The 19,492-nt window shown below is 69.0% G+C and carries 16 protein-coding genes; 6 read left to right on the top strand and 10 right to left on the bottom strand.

Annotated features, from left to right (window positions below):
- Positions 1–3: 3 nt before the first annotated feature.
- From mtrA to ACFOSH_RS16925, 3 genes are all read right to left on the bottom strand, one after another.
- Positions 4–681 carry an MtrAB system response regulator MtrA gene (mtrA, locus tag ACFOSH_RS16935; RefSeq protein ID WP_005150760.1) on the bottom strand — a complete coding sequence of 226 codons (678 nt, stop codon included), beginning with the start codon at positions 679–681 and terminating at the stop codon, positions 4–6.
- Between the two features lie 111 nt (positions 682–792).
- Complete coding sequence (locus ACFOSH_RS16930) at positions 793–1,929, bottom strand: NAD(P)/FAD-dependent oxidoreductase (protein ID WP_378239862.1); 1,137 nt, start codon at positions 1,927–1,929, stop codon at positions 793–795.
- A complete protein-coding gene (locus ACFOSH_RS16925) occupies positions 1,926–2,243 on the bottom strand; it encodes a bifunctional 3-phenylpropionate/cinnamic acid dioxygenase ferredoxin subunit (protein WP_378239861.1) in 318 nt (105 codons plus the stop codon). Before ACFOSH_RS16925 ends, ACFOSH_RS16930 begins: the two co-directional genes overlap by 4 nt.
- A 153-nt stretch (positions 2,244–2,396) precedes the next feature.
- Between ACFOSH_RS16925 and ACFOSH_RS16920 the strand changes: the two genes are divergently transcribed.
- The 4 genes from ACFOSH_RS16920 to ACFOSH_RS16905 all read left to right on the top strand — a co-directional run bounded on the left by ACFOSH_RS16920 (position 2,397) and on the right by ACFOSH_RS16905 (position 8,136).
- On the top strand, positions 2,397–3,182 hold the full coding sequence (locus ACFOSH_RS16920) for an IclR family transcriptional regulator (RefSeq protein WP_378239860.1): 786 nt from the start codon (positions 2,397–2,399) through the stop codon (positions 3,180–3,182).
- Between the two features lie 267 nt (positions 3,183–3,449).
- Positions 3,450–5,876, top strand: a complete 2,427-nt coding sequence (locus ACFOSH_RS16915) for a GcvT family protein (RefSeq protein ID WP_378239858.1) — start codon at positions 3,450–3,452, stop codon at positions 5,874–5,876.
- Entirely contained in the window at positions 5,873–7,018 is a 1,146-nt protein-coding gene (solA, locus tag ACFOSH_RS16910) for an N-methyl-L-tryptophan oxidase (protein WP_378239857.1), read from the top strand. Before ACFOSH_RS16915 ends, solA begins: the two co-directional genes overlap by 4 nt.
- Positions 7,015–8,136 carry an aromatic ring-hydroxylating oxygenase subunit alpha gene (locus tag ACFOSH_RS16905; protein WP_378239856.1) on the top strand — a complete coding sequence of 374 codons (1,122 nt, stop codon included), beginning with the start codon at positions 7,015–7,017 and terminating at the stop codon, positions 8,134–8,136. The genes solA and ACFOSH_RS16905 overlap by 4 nt, the downstream gene beginning before the upstream one ends.
- Here the strand turns inward: ACFOSH_RS16905 and ACFOSH_RS16900 are convergent.
- The 3 genes from ACFOSH_RS16900 to ACFOSH_RS16890 form a co-directional block, all read right to left on the bottom strand.
- Positions 8,133–8,765: a dTMP kinase gene (locus tag ACFOSH_RS16900; RefSeq protein ID WP_378239977.1), complete on the bottom strand. Its 633-nt coding sequence runs from the start codon at positions 8,763–8,765 to the stop codon at positions 8,133–8,135. The two genes, ACFOSH_RS16905 and ACFOSH_RS16900, sit on opposite strands and share 4 nt — an antisense overlap.
- A gap of 83 nt (positions 8,766–8,848) precedes the next feature.
- Positions 8,849–9,616, bottom strand: coding sequence for a hypothetical protein (locus ACFOSH_RS16895; protein WP_378239855.1), 768 nt, complete (start codon positions 9,614–9,616; stop codon positions 8,849–8,851).
- Entirely contained in the window at positions 9,613–10,182 is a 570-nt protein-coding gene (locus ACFOSH_RS16890) for a papain-like cysteine protease family protein (protein ID WP_378239976.1), read from the bottom strand. The genes ACFOSH_RS16895 and ACFOSH_RS16890 overlap by 4 nt, the downstream gene beginning before the upstream one ends.
- A 340-nt stretch (positions 10,183–10,522) precedes the next feature.
- Here ACFOSH_RS16890 and ACFOSH_RS16885 point away from each other — a divergent pair, with 340 nt between their 5' ends.
- Entirely contained in the window at positions 10,523–11,506 is a 984-nt protein-coding gene (locus tag ACFOSH_RS16885) for a hypothetical protein (RefSeq protein WP_378239975.1), read from the top strand.
- A gap of 67 nt (positions 11,507–11,573) precedes the next feature.
- Here the strand turns inward: ACFOSH_RS16885 and ahcY are convergent, their stop codons facing one another.
- Positions 11,574–13,088 (bottom strand): adenosylhomocysteinase, encoded by a 1,515-nt coding sequence (gene ahcY, locus ACFOSH_RS16880; RefSeq protein WP_378239854.1) that lies wholly within the window; start codon positions 13,086–13,088, stop codon positions 11,574–11,576.
- Between the two features lie 92 nt (positions 13,089–13,180).
- On the opposite strand from ahcY, the gene ACFOSH_RS16875 reads away from it, so the two are divergent.
- Entirely contained in the window at positions 13,181–15,475 is a 2,295-nt protein-coding gene (locus tag ACFOSH_RS16875) for a hypothetical protein (protein ID WP_378239974.1), read from the top strand.
- A 45-nt stretch (positions 15,476–15,520) separates the two neighbouring features.
- On the opposite strand, the gene ACFOSH_RS16870 is transcribed toward ACFOSH_RS16875, so the two are convergent.
- The 3 genes from ACFOSH_RS16870 to ACFOSH_RS16860 all read right to left on the bottom strand — a co-directional run bounded on the left by ACFOSH_RS16870 (position 15,521) and on the right by ACFOSH_RS16860 (position 19,343).
- Positions 15,521–16,222, bottom strand: coding sequence for an LPXTG cell wall anchor domain-containing protein (locus tag ACFOSH_RS16870; protein ID WP_378239853.1), 702 nt, complete (start codon positions 16,220–16,222; stop codon positions 15,521–15,523).
- Between the two features lie 223 nt (positions 16,223–16,445).
- Positions 16,446–17,966: an amino acid permease gene (locus ACFOSH_RS16865; RefSeq protein WP_378239852.1), complete on the bottom strand. Its 1,521-nt coding sequence runs from the start codon at positions 17,964–17,966 to the stop codon at positions 16,446–16,448.
- 462 nt (positions 17,967–18,428) lie between these two features.
- Positions 18,429–19,343, bottom strand: coding sequence for a cation diffusion facilitator family transporter (locus ACFOSH_RS16860; RefSeq protein WP_378239851.1), 915 nt, complete (start codon positions 19,341–19,343; stop codon positions 18,429–18,431).
- Positions 19,344–19,492 lie beyond the last annotated feature (149 nt).

The following is a 19,492-nucleotide window of genomic DNA, read 5'->3' as shown; positions in this document are numbered from 1 at the left end:
TGATCACGGCGGGCCGGCCTTGTACCCGACGCCGCGGACCGTCAACACCACCTCGGGGTGCTCCGGGTCCTTCTCCACCTTCGAGCGCAGACGCTGGACGTGCACGTTCACCAGGCGGGTGTCGGCGGCGTGGCGATATCCCCAAACCTGTTCGAGGAGCACCTCGCGGGTGAACACCTGACGCGGCTTGCGGGCGAGCGCGACCAGGAGGTCGAACTCCAGCGGGGTCAGCGGGATGGCCTTGCCCTCCCGCGTCACCTCGTGGCCGGGGACGTCGATCGCGAGGTCGCCGATCGTCAGCGACTCGGCGGGCTCGGCCTCGGTGCGGCGCATCCGGGCGCGGACCCGGGCCACGAGCTCCTTCGGCTTGAAGGGCTTGACCACGTAGTCGTCGGCGCCCGACTCGAGCCCGAGGACGATGTCGACGGTGTCGCTCTTGGCGGTGAGCATCACGATCGGCACGCCGGACTCGGCCCGGATCGCTTTGCAGACGTCGATGCCGTTCATCCCGGGCAGCATGAGGTCGAGGAGGACCAAGTCCGGTTTCAGCTCACGAAGCGCGGGCAGCGCCCGAGAGCCGTCGGCTACGACGGCTGTGTCGAACCCCTCCCCACGCAGCACGATGGTGAGCATCTCCGCGAGAGCAGGGTCGTCGTCGACGACCAGAACGCGTGCCTTCATAAACCTATGTTCGCACTAGTTTCCCCGCGCGGGCGCACGACCCGGCGATGTGACCACCAGAAAGATCATCGAAACGGGCAAATTGCTCCATCCGAGTAGGGTCTTCGGCCCCTAGAGGGAGCGCCGGAGCCTGGTGAACGGCCGCGGGGAGTCGATCGCGAAGACTCCGGTCAGGACGTCTTCGCGGTGATAGGTCGCGACGAACCGCTTCGACGCGACATCTCCTTCGACGATCCGGACGTCTTCTGTGGCCACTCCGGCGAATTGGAGCCGCCGTCCGTACTGATCGGACCAAAAGTAACCGTGTCGTGCGAAATGCGTGACGGTCGCTCCGGCGAGCAGGTTCGCGACGGCGACGCCCGCCTGTTCGCCGGCCGCCGTCCAGTGTTCGGCGCGGACCCGCCTTCCGCGCAGACGGCAGCGGTACCGCGCGACGTCACCCACCGCGATCACTCGGGGATTCGCTGTGACACAGCCGGAATCGACCAGCACCCCGTCGTCGACGGCGAGCCCGGAGCCGGTGAGCCATCCGGTGGCCGGACGCGCCCCCACTCCGGTGACGACGAGATCGGCGCGGATCTCCCGGCCGTCGGCGAGCCGCACACCGGTGACGTGTCCGGCTCCGGCGAACCCGGCGACGGCGACGCCCGCGATCAGCCGGACGTCGTTTTCGGCGTGCAGTTCCCCGCACACCGCGCCCATCCGCGCGCCGAGGACCGGGGCGAGCGGGACGGCCATCGCCTCGATCACGGTGACGCCGTGGCCGAGCAAGCGGCAGGCGGACGCGACTTCCGCGCCGATGAATCCGGCGCCGATGACGACCACCGAAGCGGGCCCTGCCGCGAGAGCCTGTTTCAGCGAGACTGCGTCGTCGAGCGTCCGCAGGGTGTGGACGCCGTTCAGGTTCCTTGCCGCGCCAAGGGTTCTGGCCACGGCGCCGGTCGCGATGACGTAGCCGTCGGCGGCGATCGTGGTGCTGTCGGCGAGCGTCACGCCTTCGCGGCCGAGCTTCCCGGCACGGACACCGAGATGCCATTCGGCGTCCAGCGCGTCGAGGTCGTCCTGCCCGGCGAGCGCGAGATCATCGGCGGAAACCTTGCCCAGCAAGAAATCCTTCGACAACGGCGGTCTGTCGTACGGCGGTTCGGCGCCGATCATCACCAGCCGTCCGGCGAAACCCTGCGCGCGCAACTCCTGCGCCGAACGGAGTCCCGCCAGGGAGGTGCCGACGACGGCGACGGTTCTCAAGCGACGTCCTGCCGCACCCGGGTGTCCACGTAGATCACCCCGTCGGCGACCACGACCGGGTAAGTGCGCACGGCGTTCTTCGCGGGCAGGCAGTTCGGGACGCCGGTCCGCAGATCGAACCGCGCGGCGTGCAGCGGGCATTCGACGTAGCAGCCCTCGATCCAGCCGTCGGCGAGCGACGCGTCCTGGTGACTGCAGGTGTCGTCGAGGGCGTAGTAGCCGCCCTCAGCGTGGAAGACCGAGACGGGCACGGAACCTTCGAGGCGGAGAGCTTCGCCCTCGGGCAGTTCGGAGACGGGGCAGGCACGGATCATCGGGGCCTCCGGGGAAAGGACCGACGGTTTGTTGATGTTGCGTATTACGAGACGGAACGTGCTCTGCGCAACAATCGCCCCCGAGGGGTCGATGCGTCAAGGGATTCGCCCACTCAGCCGAGCGGATGCGAGCGAAACGGCTACTGTTGCGTCATGCGGAACCAGGACGCGGGGAACGCAACACCCAGTCAGGTGCAATCCGTCGACCGCGCGATCAGCGTGCTGGAACTGCTGGCGCGCAACGGGGAAACCGGGATCACCGAGATCGCGGGTGAGCTCGGCGTGCACAAGTCGACGGCCTCCCGCCTGCTGAGCGTCCTGGAGAACCGCGGCCTCGTCGAGCAGCTCGGTGAACGCGGCAAATACGCGATCGGTTTCGGCATCGTCCGGCTGGCGGGTGCCGCCACCGGCCGGATGGACCTGGCGAAGCTCGGCAGGCAGACCTGCCAGGGATTGGCGGAGACGCTCGGCGAGACGGTCAACATCGCGATCGCCGACGACGGGGTCGCGATCAACGTCAGCCAGGCCCGCGGCTCGGCCGCGATCACCACGCAGAACTGGACCGGCCAGCGCACTCCCCTGCACGCGACGTCCAGCGGGAAGATCCTGCTCGCGTACATGGGCGACGTCGAGCGCAAACGTTTGCTCCGGCGGAAACTCGAACAGTTCACCCCGCGGACCACGGTCGATCCGGACGAGCTGTCCGCCGAACTGGAGCGGATCGCCGAGGACGGGTACGCGGCCTGCTTCGAGGAGCTGGAGCTGGGGATGCACGCGGTCGCGGTGCCGGTGCACGGGCCCGGCGGCGACGTCGTCGCGGCCATGAGCGCTTCCGGCCCGTCGTACCGGCTTTCGAAGCAGCGGGTGCGGCAGATCGTGCGGCCGCTGACCGAGGCGTCCGCGGATCTCTCGGCGCAGCTCGGGTACTTCCTGGAGTGACCTGACCGGCCCTTTCACCCCCGTCGCGCGTGCCATGAAAGGTCCTTTCCTTGCAAATTTGGCAAGGAAAGGACCTTTCATGGCACGCGGGGTCGACAGCGCAAGGTGAAGAGAGCGACCTTTTCGGGCTCTTGACAGCGCGCCCGCAGGTGCCGCACTTTGTTGCTGAAGACGGAACAATGTGCCTCATCCGCAACAGTGCCTGTCACCCCGATGCCCGCGTGTCCTTTGTGGACCCGACCGGGCAGGCAGGAGGTTCCCCTCACCATGCCCCCAGGACCCCGCGTCGTCGTGATCGGCGCCGGCATCGTCGGCTGCGCGCTCGCCGACGAACTCACCGAACGTGGCTGGACCGACCTCACCGTGCTGGAGCAGGGCGACCTGTTCACCACCGGCGGCTCCAGCTCGCACGCCCCCGGCCTGGTCTTCCAGACCAACGCCTGCCGCACGATGACCGAGTTCGCCCGCTACACCGTCGCCAAGTACGGCGCGCTCGACCTCGACGGCGCCCCCTGTTTCCGGCAGGTCGGCGGGCTGGAGGTGGCCACGACACCGGAACGGCTCGCCGATCTCAAGCGGCGGCACGGCTGGGCGACCGCGTCGGGCGTCGAAAGCAGGCTGATCGAGCCGGGCGAATGCGCCGTGCTGCATCCGATGCTCGACCCGGCCAAGGTGCTCGGCGGGTTCCACATCCCCTCCGACGGCTTGGCCGGACCCCTGCGGGCGGCCGAGGCGCAGGCCCGCCGCGCGATCGGGCGCGGCGCGAAGTTCCTCGCGGGTCAGAAGGTCGTCGGCGTCGAACGGGCGGGCGGCCGGGTCACCGGCGTCACCACCGGGACCGGGAGCTTCCGCGCGGACATCGTCCTCTCGTGCGCCGGGATGTGGGGGCCGGTTCTCGGCGAACTGGTGGACCTCGCGATCCCGCTGGTCCCGATGGCGCACCAGTACGCGCGGACAGCTCCCCTGCCGCAGCTCACCGGCATGACCCTGCCGATCCTGCGGCATCAGGACGCCGACCTCTACTTCCGCGAGCACGTCGACCGGATCGGCATCGGCGCGTACGGGCACCGGCCGATGCCGTTGCCCGCCGAGGAGATCGGCGCGGGCGAGGGCATGCCTTCGGAGCTCGCGTTCACACCCGCGGACTTCGAGGAGTCCTGGGCCGCCGCCGTCGACCTGCTCCCGTCGCTGGGCGAGACCAAGGTCGAAGAGGGCATCAACGGCCTGTTCTCCTTCACCCCGGACGGTATGCCGCTGCTCGGCGAGCATCCGGACCTCGACGGCTTCTGGGTCGCCGAAGCCGTCTGGATCACGCATTCGGCCGGGGTCGCGCGGGCGATGGCGCGGTGGCTGGTCGACGGGCAGCCCGGCGCCGATCTGCACGGCTGCGACCTCGCCCGGTTCGAGCGGGTGCAGCTGGCCCCGGACTACGTCATGGCGCGCAGCTGCCAGAGCTTCGTCGAAGTCTACGACGTCGTCCATCCCTTGCAGTCCATGGAAGAACCGCGGCCCCTGCGGACGAGTCCCTTCTACGAGCGGCAGTCCGCGCTCGGCGCGTTCTTCCTCGAAGCTGGTGGCTGGGAAAGGCCGCACTGGTACGAGGCGAACGCGAACCTCCCGGAAGTCGCCCTGATCCCGGAGCGGAACGACTGGGCCGCGCGGTACTGGTCCCCGATCGGCGGCGCCGAAGCACTCGTCGCGCGGCGACGGGTCGCGATGTTCGACATGACCTCGCTGAAACGCGTGGAGGTCACCGGCCCGGGCGCCCTGCCGTTCCTGCAGACGATGACCACGAACCAGCTCGACAAGAAGCCCGGCTCGGTCACCTACACGCTGTTGCTCGACGAGGACGGCGGCGTGCGCAGCGACCTGACCGTCGCCCGGCTCGGCGCCGAGCGGTTCCAGGTGGGCGTCAACGGCAACATCGACATCGACTGGCTACGGCGGCATCTCCCCGGCGACGGCGCCGCGCAGATCCACGAGACCACCCCGGGCACCTGCTGCGTCGGGCTCTGGGGCCCGCTCGCCAGAGCTGTCCTGCAGTCACTGTCCACAACAGACTTCTCGCATCGGGCGATGGGGTACTTCAAGACGAAACAGGCGTACGTCGGCCTGGTACCGGTGACCGCGATGCGACTGTCCTATGTGGGCGAACTCGGCTGGGAGCTGTACACGAGCGCCGATCTCGGCCGCGAGCTGTGGGACACGCTCTGGGACGCCGGGCGGAAGCACGGGATCATCGCCGCCGGCCGGGACGCCTTCTCCAGCATGCGACTGGAGAAGGGCTACCGGCTGTGGGGCACGGACGTCACCGCCGAGCACGACCCGTACGAGGCCGGGCTCGGTTTCGCCGTGCGGATGGACAAGGGCTACTTCATCGGACGCGACGCGCTGGCGGGCCGCTCGGCGGAGACAGCCACCAGGAAGCTGACCTGCCTCACCGTCGACGATCCGTATTCCGTCGTGCTCGGCAAGGAACCGGTGTTCGCCGACGGCCGTCCCGCCGGATACGTCACCAGCGCCGCGTACGGCTACACAGTCGGCAAGAACATCGCGTACGCGTGGCTTCCGGCCGAGCTGTCGATGCCGGGAACGCCCTTGGAGATCGAGTACTTCGGCGAGCGGATCCCCGCCGTCGTGGCGAGTGAACCGCTGTTCGACCCCGGCATGACCCGGATCAGGAGCGCCGTATGACCCACTACGACGTCATCGTCATCGGCCTCGGCGGGATGGGCAGCGCGGCCGCGTACCGGCTCGCCCGGCGGGGACAGCGCGTGCTGGGCATCGACCGGTTCGCGCCGGTGCACAACCTGGGATCCAGCCACGGCGGCTCGCGGATCACCCGGCAGTCGTACTTCGAGGATCCCGCGTACGTCCCGTTGCTGCTGCGGGCGCACGAACTGTGGGACGGCGTCGAACGGGACTCCGGCCGGAAGATCTTCACCCGCTGCGGCGGGATCATGCTCGGCGCCCCCGGCTCGCGGACGGTGTCGGGCAGCCTGGCCAGCGCCCGGGAATGGGGGCTGCCGCACGAGTTGCTGGACGCGGCGGAGATCCGGCGGCGGTTCCCGACGATGCGCCCGGAGGAGCACGAGATCGCGCTGTACGAGGAGAACGCCGGTTTCGTGGTGCCGGAAGGCAGCGTGGCGGCGCATCTCCAGCTCGCCGCGCGAGCGGGGGCGGATCTGCACCACGAGGAGAAGGTCCTTTCGTGGCAGGAGACGTCCACCGGGGTCCGGGTCGGGACGTCGCAGAACTTCTACACCGCGGGGCAGCTGGTGATCTGCCCCGGAGCCTGGGCGCCGGGACTGCTCGGCGAACTCGGCGTCGAATTCACCATCGAACGCCAGGTCCAGTACTGGTTCGCGCCGTCGGGCGGAGCCGAGCCGTTCCGCGCCGGACGGCATCCGATCTACGTCTGGGAAGGCGAAAGCGGCCGCCAGTTCTACGGCTTCCCGTCCCACGACGACGCCGGGAGCGTGAAGGTCGCGTTCTTCCGCGGCGGCGAGACCTGCACGCCGGAGACCATCGACCGGACGGTGCACGCCGAAGAGGTCGGTGAGATCTCGGAGTTCGTCGGCCGGAAGATGCCGTCGCTGCCGGGCACGTTCCTGCGCGGGGCGACCTGTATGTACACGAACACCCCCGACGAGCATTTCGTCATCGCCCGCCATCCCGCGCACGAACGCGTGGTGGTCGCCTGCGGGTTCTCCGGGCACGGCTTCAAGTTCGTCCCGGTGATCGGCGAAGTGCTGGCCGACCTGGTGGCAGACGGCGCCACCGAACATCCGATCGCCCTGTTCGACCCCGCCCGGCTGACCCGGGTGGCGAGATGACCCGGACACTGATCCCGACCCTGGGCGGCCGGTACTACACCGATGCCGGGATCTTCGCGGCGGAGCAGGAAAAGATCTTCGAGCGCGGCTGGTTCTGCGCGGTGCGCTCGGCGGACCTTCCGTCGGCGGGCGACTATCGGACCGTCCAAATCGGACGCGAGAGTGTGCTCGTCAGCCGGGGGCGGGACGGCGGGCTGCGCGCGTTCCTCAACATCTGCCGTCATCGTGGCGCCCGGTTGTGCACCGAGGACGCGGGCACGGTGAAACGCGCGTTCCAGTGCCCGTACCACGCGTGGACGTACGGACTCGACGGGAAGCTGATCGCGGCGCCGAACCTGGCGAACCTCCCCGGCATCGACCGCACCGAGTACGGGCTCCATGCCGTGCGTCTGCGGGAATGGCTGGGTTACGCGTGGGTCTGCCTCGCCTCGGACCCGCCGTCGTTCGAGGTCGACGTCGAGGGCGCGGTGCGGGAACGGCTGGGCGACCTGGAGTCGATCGGGCACTACGGCCTCGACCGGCTCTCGGTCGGGCGCCGGATCACCTACGACGTCAAGGCGAACTGGAAACTGATCGTCGAGAACTTCATGGAGTGCTACCACTGCGCGACCATCCATCCCGAACTGACCGAGGTGCTGCCGGAGTTCGCCGACGGCTACGCGGCGCAGTACTTCGTCGGGCACGGCGCCGAATTCGGCGAGGACGTCGACGGGTTCACCATTGACCGCGGCTCGGGCTTCGAGCGGCTCGACGGTGTCGCGAACGAACAGGACAGGCGGTACTACGCGGTCACCATCCGGCCGCAGGTGTTCGTGAACCTGGTGCCGGACCACGTGATCTTCCACCGGATGTACCCGCTCGCGCCGGACCGGACGGTCGTCGAATGCGACTGGCTCTACTCCGGCGAGGTCGTGGCGTCGGGGCGGGACGTGTCCCGGTCGGTGGAGTTGTTCCACCGCGTCAACGAGCAGGACTTCGACGCCTGTGAACGCTGCCAGCCCGCGATGGCGTCCCGCGCCTACCGCGACGGCGGGGTGCTGATGCCGTCCGAACACCACATCGGCGAGTTCCACGCCTGGCTGCTCGCGCGTTTGGAGGACCGGCGTTCAGAGGACTAAGCGCGGAGGAGTTCGGTAGCCAAAGCAGCGGTGTCGACACCGGCGACGCCGTCGAGAACGTGCCAAGGCGCGAGCCAGGCCGTCGCGGCGAGTTCGTCGTAGACCACCGAGCAGCGCTTCTGGAGGGCGTCGTCGGTCTCGAAGGAATCCCGCGCGCGGTCGGCGTCGCTCTCCGCACGGCGCTGCGCGCGGCCGGCGGCGACGTCGGCGGTGACCCGGAGCAGCAGATGCGCGGCGGGCATCGGCAGACCGAACCGGTCGATCTCCAGTTCCCGGAGCCAGCGCACGAACTCGCCGTCCGCGCCCTGGTGCAGCCGGGCCGCGCCGTACGCCGCGTTCGACGCGACGTACCTGTCGAGCAGGACGACGTCGTGATCGCCGAGGCGGGCGCGGATCTCGTCGGCGGCGCCCCGGCGATCGAGCGCGTAGAGCATCGCCATGCCGTACACGGAGTCGGCGAGGTCGCCGTGGCCGCGGTGCAGCGCTTCCTTCACGAGGTCGGCGTGCACGCTTTCGCCGTAACGCGGAAACGCGATGGACGTGACGCTCGCCCCGGCCGCGTTCAGCGCACCTGTCAGCGCTTCGGCGAGGGTGCGCTTGCCCGCGCCGTCCAGACCTTCGATCACCACGAGTCGTCCCACGGGAACACCTTAAGGCGCCGTGGTCGACCGGCGGGCCAGACGGGTCAGCTCACGTCCGGCCCACCGGTCCGCTAGGGGATGCGCCTCTTCGAATGCAGGAAGAAGCCGGCCACACCGATGAGGAGCAGGCCGCCGAAGATCAGCAGCGGGACGAAGCCGGTGTCCTGCGCGTCGGGCGCGGGGCCGCCGTCGCCGCGAGGCATCACCTGGGCGTTATAGCCGCCGGCCTTGCCCTCTTGGGCGTAGGGAGAGTTCGCGAGCATGTCGCCGTACCGGCCGGAGACCGTCTTCTGGTACTCCGCGAGGGTGGCCGTGGCACCAGCCGTGTAGTCGCCGGCGCCCGAGTCGAGCAGCGTCACCCGGCCGTCGCGCAGCGCGTACCAGGCGTCGACCTGGGGTTCGTGGAGCAGCGTCGCGCCGGCGGGCAGCCGCCGGGCCAGTTCGCTCTCCCGGTCACCCGACGCGATGTTGCCGACGCGCCAGGCGCCGTCGTCGCCGCGGACCGACCAGACTGTCGCGGTCTGCCCGTCGGACGCCGTCACCGGGACGGCGACGTAGGCGAGCCGCCCGGCGATCGCGCCTTCACCGGCGACGAAATCCCTCGAAAGCTCGTAAACGGGGAAGGACTCGTCCACGACACTCACCGACGGCGCGTGGCTCGATCCACCCGTCTGAGTGAAGAAGCGACCGATTTCGGCACGCAGCGTGGGGTCGTCGGCGGCCGCCTTCGCGGCGGCGAGATCTTCACTCGAAAGGCTGTCCGCGCGCGCTCCGGGCGCCGAGACGAGCAGCGCGACCGCGACCAGCCCGGCGAGCACGGGGAACCGCCGCGCGCTCATCGCCGGATCCCGGTGAGCGTGTGGGTCCAGGTGAAGGACTTGTTGCCGGCGTAGAAGTCGTAGGCCGACCAGTTGTAGCGGTTCCCGGTGGGCAGTGGATCCCCCCACGAGACCCACTTCCGGCCGGCGTCGAAGCCGTAGAGGACGTGCATGTGGCCACCGCCCGAGGCCCAGCCGACCCGCGTCTGGACCGGGTTGCCGTTCCCGGTCTGCGCCTGGACGGCGGAGTAGGGGATGCGCCCCTTGACGTAGCTCCCCGGGGCCGAAAAGCCGAGCTTGCCGAAGGCGCGGCGGACGTCGCCCAGCGTCCCCGGCTCGTCCGCGCACTCCCGGCGTCGCTCGCCGTGGGCGATCCGGCAGAATTCGTTCTGGGTGACGGTCACACCGTGGTGTGCCGCGATGGTGTTGCCGGAAGCCACCCAGCACCACTGGGACTTCTCCTGCACCTGCATGGCGACGGCGTTCTGGCGGGCAGGCGGCTGGGGCAGCGCGCTCGCCGGGGTCTGGATCGCCAGCCACGCCGCGAGACTCGCGGCGCCGGCGGCGCAAACCCTGTTCGAGAACACAGGCACAACGGGCCTCCTGGTCACCATGGCGAACCAATGTGGTCACAACGGTGAACAGCAGGCTCACACAGAGCAAGATGGGCACTCGGCGGAACGGACCGTTCCGGGGCGTTTCCACACCCCGGAACGGTCACTCTTCCGGGGTCAACCACCCCGAACGGGGGACGTAGTGTTCACAGTGCGCTGCTAACGTGAACGTTCCGCGGTGTTCACGCTCAGCGCACACACTGGTCTGGTGAAGGGACGAGCGGTGACACGAGACGGTGGCGATGCGTTCTCGGCGGGAAAGCTCGCCTCGGCCAGGACTGATTCGTCCTCGGCGGGAAAACATGTCTCCGACGTGGACACCCCGACGATCATCGACGGCACGCGCCGCCAGCCGCTCGAATCCTTGCCAAGGGAACTCGTCGAGGCCCTGCGTAGCGGCGAATTCCACCACGCGCTCCGGCAGGCGATCGCCTATCGCGGCCTGTCACTGGCCAGGCTCCGTGCCCACCTCGGGCTCCGCGGCGTCCAAATCGGACAGTCGACGTTGAGCTACTGGCAGCGCGGACTGCGCCAGCCGGAAGTACCCAAGGCGCTCCCTGCGGTCCGCGCGCTGGAATCGGTGCTGCAACTGCCCGCCGACGCGCTCGTCGTGCTGATCGGACCGCGGACGACGCGGGCGCGCGGGCATCAGATGGCCGCGTCGTTCCACGACATCCGGTCCGGCGACATGGGCTCGATCGTCGACCAGCTGCTGGCCGAACTGGGCGCGTACCCGTCGTCCAACCGCTACAACGCCGACCTCGAAATGCTGTCGGTGCACGACACGATCACCTTCGACGCCGCCCACCGGCAGGTCGCCCTGCACACCCGGCTGGTGTGCCGGGCGCGGCGCCACGGTCCGGACCGGTACGTCACCGTCTACAACGGCGACCCCGGCTGCGACATCGGCGACGTCGAACTGGTCACCGACGAGGGCTGCCGCGTCGGCCGGATCCGGCGCAACGCCGAGGCCGAGACGATGGCCACCGAACTGCTCTTCGACCGGAAGCTCGCCGAGGGCGAGATCCACGTGTTCTGCTTCGGGGTCCACGACGACTCCGGCGCCGCGTCGCCCGGGTACTTCCGGATGCTGCGGGACCAGTGTTCGAGCTATCTGGTGCAGCTGAAGTTCGCGCTCGGCGCGCTGCCCGCCCGCTGCACGCGGCAGTTCCGGACGCGCGACGACGCCGTCCCCGTCGAGTCCGAAGAGCTGCCCTGCGACATGGGCGGCGTGACCAGCGGCTTCTTCAGCGACGCCGGACCGGGGCTGGCCGGCATCGAGGTCGAGTGGGAGTAGCGCTCACGCGCTATGAAAGGTCCTTTCCTCGCAAATTTCGCAAGGAAAGGACCTTTCATAGCAGCGCTCAGTACCGGTAGTGGTCGGTCTTGAAGGGACCTTCGACGTCCACGTCGATGTACTCCGCCTGCTCCTTGGTCAGCTTCGTGAGCTCACCGCCGAGCGCGTCGAGGTGGATCTTCGCGACCTTCTCGTCGAGCTTCTTCGGGAGGCGGAAGACCTCCTTGTCGTACTCCTCGTACTTGGTGAACAGCTCGACCTGCGCGATCACCTGGTTGGAGAAGCTGTTCGACATCACGAACGACGGGTGCCCGGTCGCGTTGCCCAGGTTCAGCAGACGGCCCTCGGACAGCACGATGATGCTCTTACCGTCCGAGCTGTGCTCATCCCGGGGGGCGGCCCCCGGACCCCCGGCAGGGAACACCCACTCGTCGACCTGCGGTTTGATGTTGATGCGCCGGATGCCCGGGTAGCGCTGCAGACCGGCCATGTCGAGCTCGTTGTCGAAGTGGCCGATGTTGCCGAGGATCGCCTGGTGCTTCATCCGCGCCATGTGCTCGACGAGCACGACGTCCTTGTTCCCGGTGGTCGTGATGATGATGTCGGCCTCGGGGAGGACGTTCTCCAGCTTCTTGACCTGGTAGCCGTCCATCGCCGCCTGCAGCGCGCAGATCGGGTCGATCTCGGTGACGATCACCCGCGCGCCCTGGCCGCGCAGCGATTCCGCGGCGCCCTTGCCGACGTCGCCGTAGCCGCAGACGACCGCGACCTTGCCGCCGATGAGGACGTCGGTGCCGCGGTTGATGCCGTCGATCAGCGAATGCCGGATGCCGTAGCGGTTGTCGAACTTCGACTTGGTCACGGCGTCGTTCACGTTGATCGCCGGGAACAGCAGCTCACCGGCCGCGGCGAGCTGGTAGAGCCGCAGCACGCCGGTCGTGGTCTCCTCGGTGACACCGCGGACGCCTTCGCCGATCTTGGTCCATTTGCCGGTGTCGGCCTCGACGGAGGCGCTCAGCAGCTGGAGGAAAACGCGGAACTCGTCCGAAGTGTCCTCGTCCGGGGACGGGACGACACCGGCCTTCTCGAACTCGGTTCCCTTGTGCACCAGCATGGTGGCGTCGCCGCCGTCGTCGAGGATCATGTTCGGACCCTCACCGTCCCAGGTGAGCATCCGCTCGGTGCACCACCAGTACTCCTCCAGCGACTCGCCCTTCCAGGCGAACACCGGCACGCCCTTGGGCTCCTCGATGGTGCCGTGCGGGCCGACGACGATCGCCGCGGCGGCGTGGTCCTGCGTGGAGAAGATGTTGCAGGAGGCCCAGCGGACCTCGGCACCCAGTGCGACGAGGGTTTCGATCAGCACCGCGGTCTGTACCGTCATGTGCAGCGAGCCCGAAACCCGGGCTCCCCGCAGGGGATACACCTCGGCGTACTCGCGGCGCAGCGCCATCAGGCCCGGCATCTCGTGCTCGGCGAGGCGGATCTCCTTGCGGCCGAACTCGGCTGCCTCGAGATCGGCGACGGCGAACTCGATGCCGTTGCGGGTGTCGTGCCGCTCGGCAACGCTTTCGGGGGTCATATGCGCGCTTCCTCCAAGGTTGGATGACATCGGAACAGTACCGTTGTCGGCTCAACGCCCACTGGAACGGTTTGGAGGCCTTCACCGTGGTCATGCCGGGTCCCGATACCCGCGTCGTCGAAATACGCGTACCCGGGCTAGTGGGCACGAGCGGTGAAAGCCTGCTGGATTCGACGTCGGTGGTCGACGTCGCGGGCGACGGGATCGGCAGGCTGATCCGGCCGTCGGACCGGCTGCGCCGTCCCGCTCCCGGTCCGGTGCTGCCCGCGCTCGGCCGCTCGATCCCGCGCATCCTCGAAGGCTACCTGTGGAGCGGGATGACCTCGGGGGGCGCGGCGAAGGCGACCTGGGCGCTGCTGTTCCCGTTCTCGCTGGCGAACGTGGCGCATTGGATGCTGCCACCGGTCCCGGAGGGCAACCGGTTCGCGGCGATGCTCGGCACGGCTTGCCGAGGGCTGCTGCGGGTGGCCTCGCTGCTGCTGACGATGCTGCTGATCAGCCAGCTCGCGGTGGTCTCGCTCGATCTGTTCGCCGCGCAGTGCCTCGCCCCGGGATCGACGTGCCTGCCGGGCGCGCCGTCGTTCCTGCGCGATTTCGCACCGCTGCGGACGGCGATCGGAGTGGTCCCACTGCTGGCGCTGATCTTCGTGCTCGACCGGATCCCGTCCTCGGACTGGCGCTCGCGGAACCGGCTGCACCGCTCGCACAGTTCGAGCCCGCTGCAACCACAGGACCTGCCGCGGACGCCGGGCCTGCGCACGCTGCACACCATCGCCGCGCTGACCTGTGTCGCGCTCCCGTTGCTCGGCGGGCCGTTCCGGCTGCCGGCGACGACGTTCGACCTGATCGTCTGGATCTGCGCGATGGCGCTCGCCGTCGCCTCGCTGCTGGCCTCGACGGTCGGCTTCTCGGCCGGGCCGGTGATCCGGGGCGGGCTGATCGCGTTCGCGGTCGTGCTGGTCGGGATCGCCGTCGTGCGCCGGACACCGCTGCCCGCGGGGCTTTCGGGCGGCGGGCTCGGCGGAGCGGACGGGACGGTCGAGGCGCTGGGCGCGTCGATGGTCGTGGTGACCGTGCTGTTCGCGCTGATCCTCGTCCCGGCCGCGTTGTTCGGCCGGTCGGCCTGGAAGCACCTGCCGCGACGGTTGCGGCCCTGGCTCGGCGGCTGGGCCGCGGCGCCGGTCGTCGCGCTCGCCGGGCTGCTCGGCGGCGGCTTCGGCGCGGGACTCGCTGTCGCGCTGAGGCAACTGGTCGGCGCGACCGATCTCCGGCTGCCCGACACCTATGTCCTGGTGACAGTCCTGTGGGGCGCCGGGCTCGCGCTCGCCCTGGTGCTCGGTGTGCTGGGCTTCGCGGTGGCCGTCCCGCTGCGACGGCTGCGCCGCGGCGTCCCGGAGGTCGTCGCGCTGATGGAGATCAGCAAGGCGCAGGAAGAGGAGGCCGCCCGCGTCTGGGCCCGTGCCTCGTGGGAACGCAAGCATCTGCACCATCTCGCGCTCGCGGTGGCGCTGGCGATGGCGGCGGGCGGCGGCGCGCTCCTCGTGCTGCGCTTCGGTTTCGGCCCGCTGGCGAACTGGTTCACGCCGATTTCGGGGATCGGCGTGTTCGCGCTGGGCGCACTGGCGGCGGGCTTGCTCCGCGTCGTGTTCGCCGCCGCGACGAAGCCCACGCGCAGCCGTCACCTCGGCGCGCTGGCGGACCTCGTGTGCTTCTGGCCGCGCGCCGCCCATCCGACCGTCCCGCCGAGCTACGCGCTCAAGGTCGTCCCGGAACTCGCGGACCGGGTGAAGGAACATCTGGCCGATCCGGGAACGCGGGTCGTGCTGTCCGGCTACAACCTCGGCAGCCTGCTGACCGTGCTGGCCGCGGCGCGCGTGATCGCCGATCTCCCGCCGGAGGACCGCGAACGCGTCGGGCTGCTGACAGCGGGCTCACCGCTGCAATGGGGCTACCAGCGCGCCTTCCCCGCGATGCTGCCGCCGACGCAACTGGCCGGGCTGTACGAGGATCTCGACGGCCGCTGGCGGTCGCTGTGCCGCGGCACGGACGTCTTCGGCGGCGGCGTCACGACGTGGCGGCATCGCGTGGTGTCCGGGAAACTGCTGGGCGACGGCTACCTGCCCGGCGGCGGGACCGGGCCGCTGGCCGCCGAGCCCGACGATCAGGGTGTCCTGGTGCTCGGCGGCGATCACTGGCTGCCGGACCCGATGCGCGGGCCGACCGGACGCCACCGCTGGGCGCCCGGCGTCCTCAAGCACACGGACTACGTCGTCGACGCCGAATGGGACAACGCCGTCGCGATGGCCGCCGGTCTCGGCCGCCCCCGCCCGGCCAACCCTTGGGGCGAGCAGGGATCGCTGTTCGGGGACTTCCCCCAAATGCGCTGAAGGCCCCCTTCGCGAGGAAGAGGGCCTTCAGTCACTGGACTAGCTTCAGTCGGTCTTGCCGCGGCGCACGCGCAGCAGCACCAGGACGCCGGCACCGGCCAGGACCAGCAGGCCACCGGCCCACAGCAGCCAGGCGTTGTCGAAACCGGTGTCCGCGAGGCCGCCGCCGTTGGCGCCGTTACCGCCGACGTTCGGGGCGGGAACAGCGGTGCTCGACGGAGCGGAGGTCTCGGACGGCTTCTCCGTGGTGGTCGGCGCGGTCGTCGGCGGCTTGGCCGTCGAGGTCTTCGTCGGCTCGGACGGCTTCGGCTGCTCGGTCGGCTTGGTCTTCTCACCGCACGCGAACCACTTGTCGATGTTCGCCTTGCCGCCGTCGCGGTTGAACGGCGCGCGCAGCTCGGTCCACGGCGGGGTCTCGGAGAGCTTGCGCTTGCCCGGCTCGTAGACGTTGTAGCCGTCATCGCCACCGAGGACGACGATCGCGGTCACCTTGACGCCCTCGCCGACGCCGGTGATGTTGAGCCGCCGCTCACCGACGCCGCCGGTGAACTTGAAGTCCGAGTCGGACAGAGCCGAACCGCCGGCCTTGACCTGCTCGCATTTGCTGATGGTGCCGGGGATCGGCTTGGCGTGTTCGTCGTCGGAGTGACAAGCCAGCGCCGAGCCGGCGGTGCCGAGCAGGGCGGCGGTCGCCAGCGCGACGACGGTGACGGCGGAACGGACGCGCCGTCCGGACATGATCTGCATTCAGAGCTCTCCTGTACCGATCGGGGGACAAACGAGCAAAGCGCGGTGCCTCTTTCGAGGGATGACGGTCAACTCGCGGTGCTTCTACACGAGTTCCGTTCACCCGACAGGGTGAGGCGAGAGACCGGACGCTATCGCACACCGATTTCACACCGAAACCGGGGCCCCCGACAAAGCGGCCCACCATCCACAAGGGAATGGTGGGCCGCCGAAACGAGAAAGATCAGTCCGATACGGACTCCGCCTTCTCCTCCTTGTTCTTCTTGCCGAGCAGCGAATGGCGACGGCTGTAGGCGAAGTAGACGACAACGCCCAGCACCATCCACGCGATGAACCGCAACCAGGTCAAAACGGTCAGGTTCAGCATCAGCCACAGGCAGGCGAGGATCGCCAGGATGGGGATCAGCGGCACCCACGGCACCCGGAACGCACGCGGCAGATCCGGTCGCGTCCTGCGCAGCACCATCACGCCCGCGGAAACGAGGATGAAGGCGAACAGCGTGCCGACGTTGACCATTTCCTCCAGCTTGTCCGCCGGGAAGAAGGTCGCGGCGACGGCGACCAGTCCGCCGACGACGATGGTCGCCCGCTTGGGCGTCCCGTTCGCGCCGGTCTTCGCCAGGCCGCGCGGCATGAGACCGTCACGCGACATCGCGAAGATGATCCGGATCTGGCCGAGCATCAGCACCATGACGACGGTCGTCAGACCGGCGAGCGCGCCGACGGAGATGATGTTGGCCGCCCAGTCGACACCGTTGACCGCGAACGCGGACGCGAGCGTCTTCTTGCCGCCGTCTCCGGCCGAAGTCGCGAGATCCTTGTAATTCACCATGCCGACGACCACGAGCGACACGGCGACGTAGAGCACCGTGACGATCGCGAGCGAGCCGAAGATGCCGCGCGGCACGGCCTTCTGCGGGTTGCGGGTCTCTTCCGCGGTGGTCGCGACGATGTCGAAACCGATGAACGCGAAGAACACCAGCGACGCCGCGGCCAGCAGGCCGAAGACGCCGAACGAGCTGCTGCTGCTACCCGCGATCACCGAGAACAGCGACTGGTCCACACCGGTGGCCGACGACTCGGCGCCGGACTGGGCCTCCGGGATGAACGGGCTGTAGTTGGAACTCTTGATGTAGAAGATGCCGAGCACGATCACGAACAGCACCACCGCGACCTTGATCCCGGTGATCACCATCGAGAACCGCGAAGACAGCTTCGTGCCGACGGCGAGCAGAGTCGCCAGCACCAGCACGACGATCAGGGCGCCCCAGTCGACCGGGACACCGCCGATCTCGAAAGTCGTCTTCGTGCCCTTGCCGAAAATGTAGGAGAGCACGGTTTCGAGGTAGGCCGACCAGCCCTTCGACACCGCGGCCGCGCCGACCGCGAGTTCGAGGATCAGGTCCCAGCCGATGATCCACGCCATGAACTCGCCGAACGTGGCGTAAGAGAACGTGTACGCGCTCCCGGCCACCGGGACGGTGGACGCGAATTCCGCGTAACAGAGCGCCGCCAGCGCACAGGCGATGGCCGCGAAGATGAACGAGAGCGAGACCGACGGCCCCGCGTAGTCGCCCGCCGTGCGCGCGGTGAGCGTGAAGATACCGGCACCGATGACGACGGCGACGCCGAAGACGGTCAGATCCCACGCGCTCAGGTTCCGCCTGAGCTTGGTCCCCGGTTCGTCGGTGTCCGCGATGGACTGCTCGATGGATTTCGTACGCCACAGACCGTTTCCGGGCACCCTTGACCTCCTACACCTGACTGCGGTTCAAAGGACCCTATCGCCCGGTCGTGACGGCAGCGCGGTGGGAGAGCAACGAAGTACGCGGAGGTCGCGCCGGTAATCGGCGGAGTACGGACAGTTGCCCCGGACGGCGGTCGCGGGGCTCGGCCCCAAGCGGTCGGGCAGGCAGGCGGCGGCAGGTGGGCGGCCGGGTGGGTCGTGAGTGGCAAGTCGTGCTCTCACCCGAAACGCCACTCACGACCAGTTCGGCCGAGTCGGTGCTTCGCGTGACTGGGTGGGCGACACGCGTGATTGGACGGGCGACACGCGGCGGTCTGGGGTCTCATCGCGAGTCGCCCACCCAGTCAGTGTGTTGCCCCTCCAATCACGCGAAACCGCCAGGCTGCGGGTACCTAAGACACTGTTGGCTCTCACCCCACTTGCCACTCACGACCCACCCTGCCGACCTCTCGCCCAGGCTCACGCCAGCGAGCGGTCCAGGTCCGGCTCCAGGTAGATCAGCTTCGCCGTAGGGACCTTCGCCCGCACACGCGCTTCGGCGTCGTCGATGGCCTGCGCGACCTCGCCGGTCTCCAGCCCCGGCACCAGCGCGAGCTTCGCGGCCACCAGCATCTCGTCCGGGCCGATGTACAGCGTCCGGATGTGGATGACCCGCTCGACCTTGCCCGCGGCGAGTTCGTCGATGATCGTGTCGAGGTCGGGTTCGGAGGCGCCTTCGCCGATCAGCAGGCTCTTCATCTCGATGATCAGGATGATCGCGATGACGCCGAGCAGCAGGCCGATCATGGCGGTGCCGATGCCGTCCCAGATCGGGTCGCCGGTGACGACCGAAAGCCCGACACCCGCGAGCGCGAACACCAGGCCGAGCAGCGCGCCCGCGTCCTCCAGCAGGACCACCGGCAGTTCGGGGGTCTTGGCCTGGCGGATGAACGCCCACCAGCCCGCGTCGCCCTTGATCTTCTTCGATTCCTGGATCGCGGTGTAGAAGGAGAACGACTCCAGTCCGATCGCGACCAAGAGGATGCCGACGGCCACCAGCGGCGAGGTCAGCCCCTCCGGCTCGCTGATCTTGTGGATGCCCTCGTACAGCGCGAACACCGAGCCGAGGCTGAAGAGCATCAGCGCGACGATGAACGAGTAGAAGTACCGGTCCCGTCCGAAGCCGAACGGGTGGGTGCGGGTCGCCTTGCGCTGTGAGGTCTTCTGGCCCAGCAGCAGGAGGCCCTGGTTCGAGGTGTCCGCGAGCGAGTGCACGGACTCGGCGAGCATCGAGGACGACCCCGTGATGAGGAAGCCGGTGAATTTCGCGGCCGCGATTCCGGCGTTCGCCACGAGTGCGGCGATGATCGCCTTGGTTCCGCCACCTGCAGACACGTGCGACTCCCCTGGTGTCCCGAAGAAATGGTGTCCCGATATGCCGGGTTCGAAGGCTAGCAGTGCAGATGAGCCGGTACGCGCCGGGCGGGACAGGTCACAGAATTGTCGGAACCCCTCGCTAGTGTCGCCACTCCCTGGACCTGGGA

This window comes from Amycolatopsis speibonae (genome assembly GCF_042647925.1).
GTDB classification, from domain to species: Bacteria; Actinomycetota; Actinomycetes; order Mycobacteriales; family Pseudonocardiaceae; genus Amycolatopsis; species Amycolatopsis speibonae.
The sequence above is the reverse complement of the archived record's forward strand: the minus strand, read 5'-3'. Positions and strand labels throughout refer to the sequence as shown.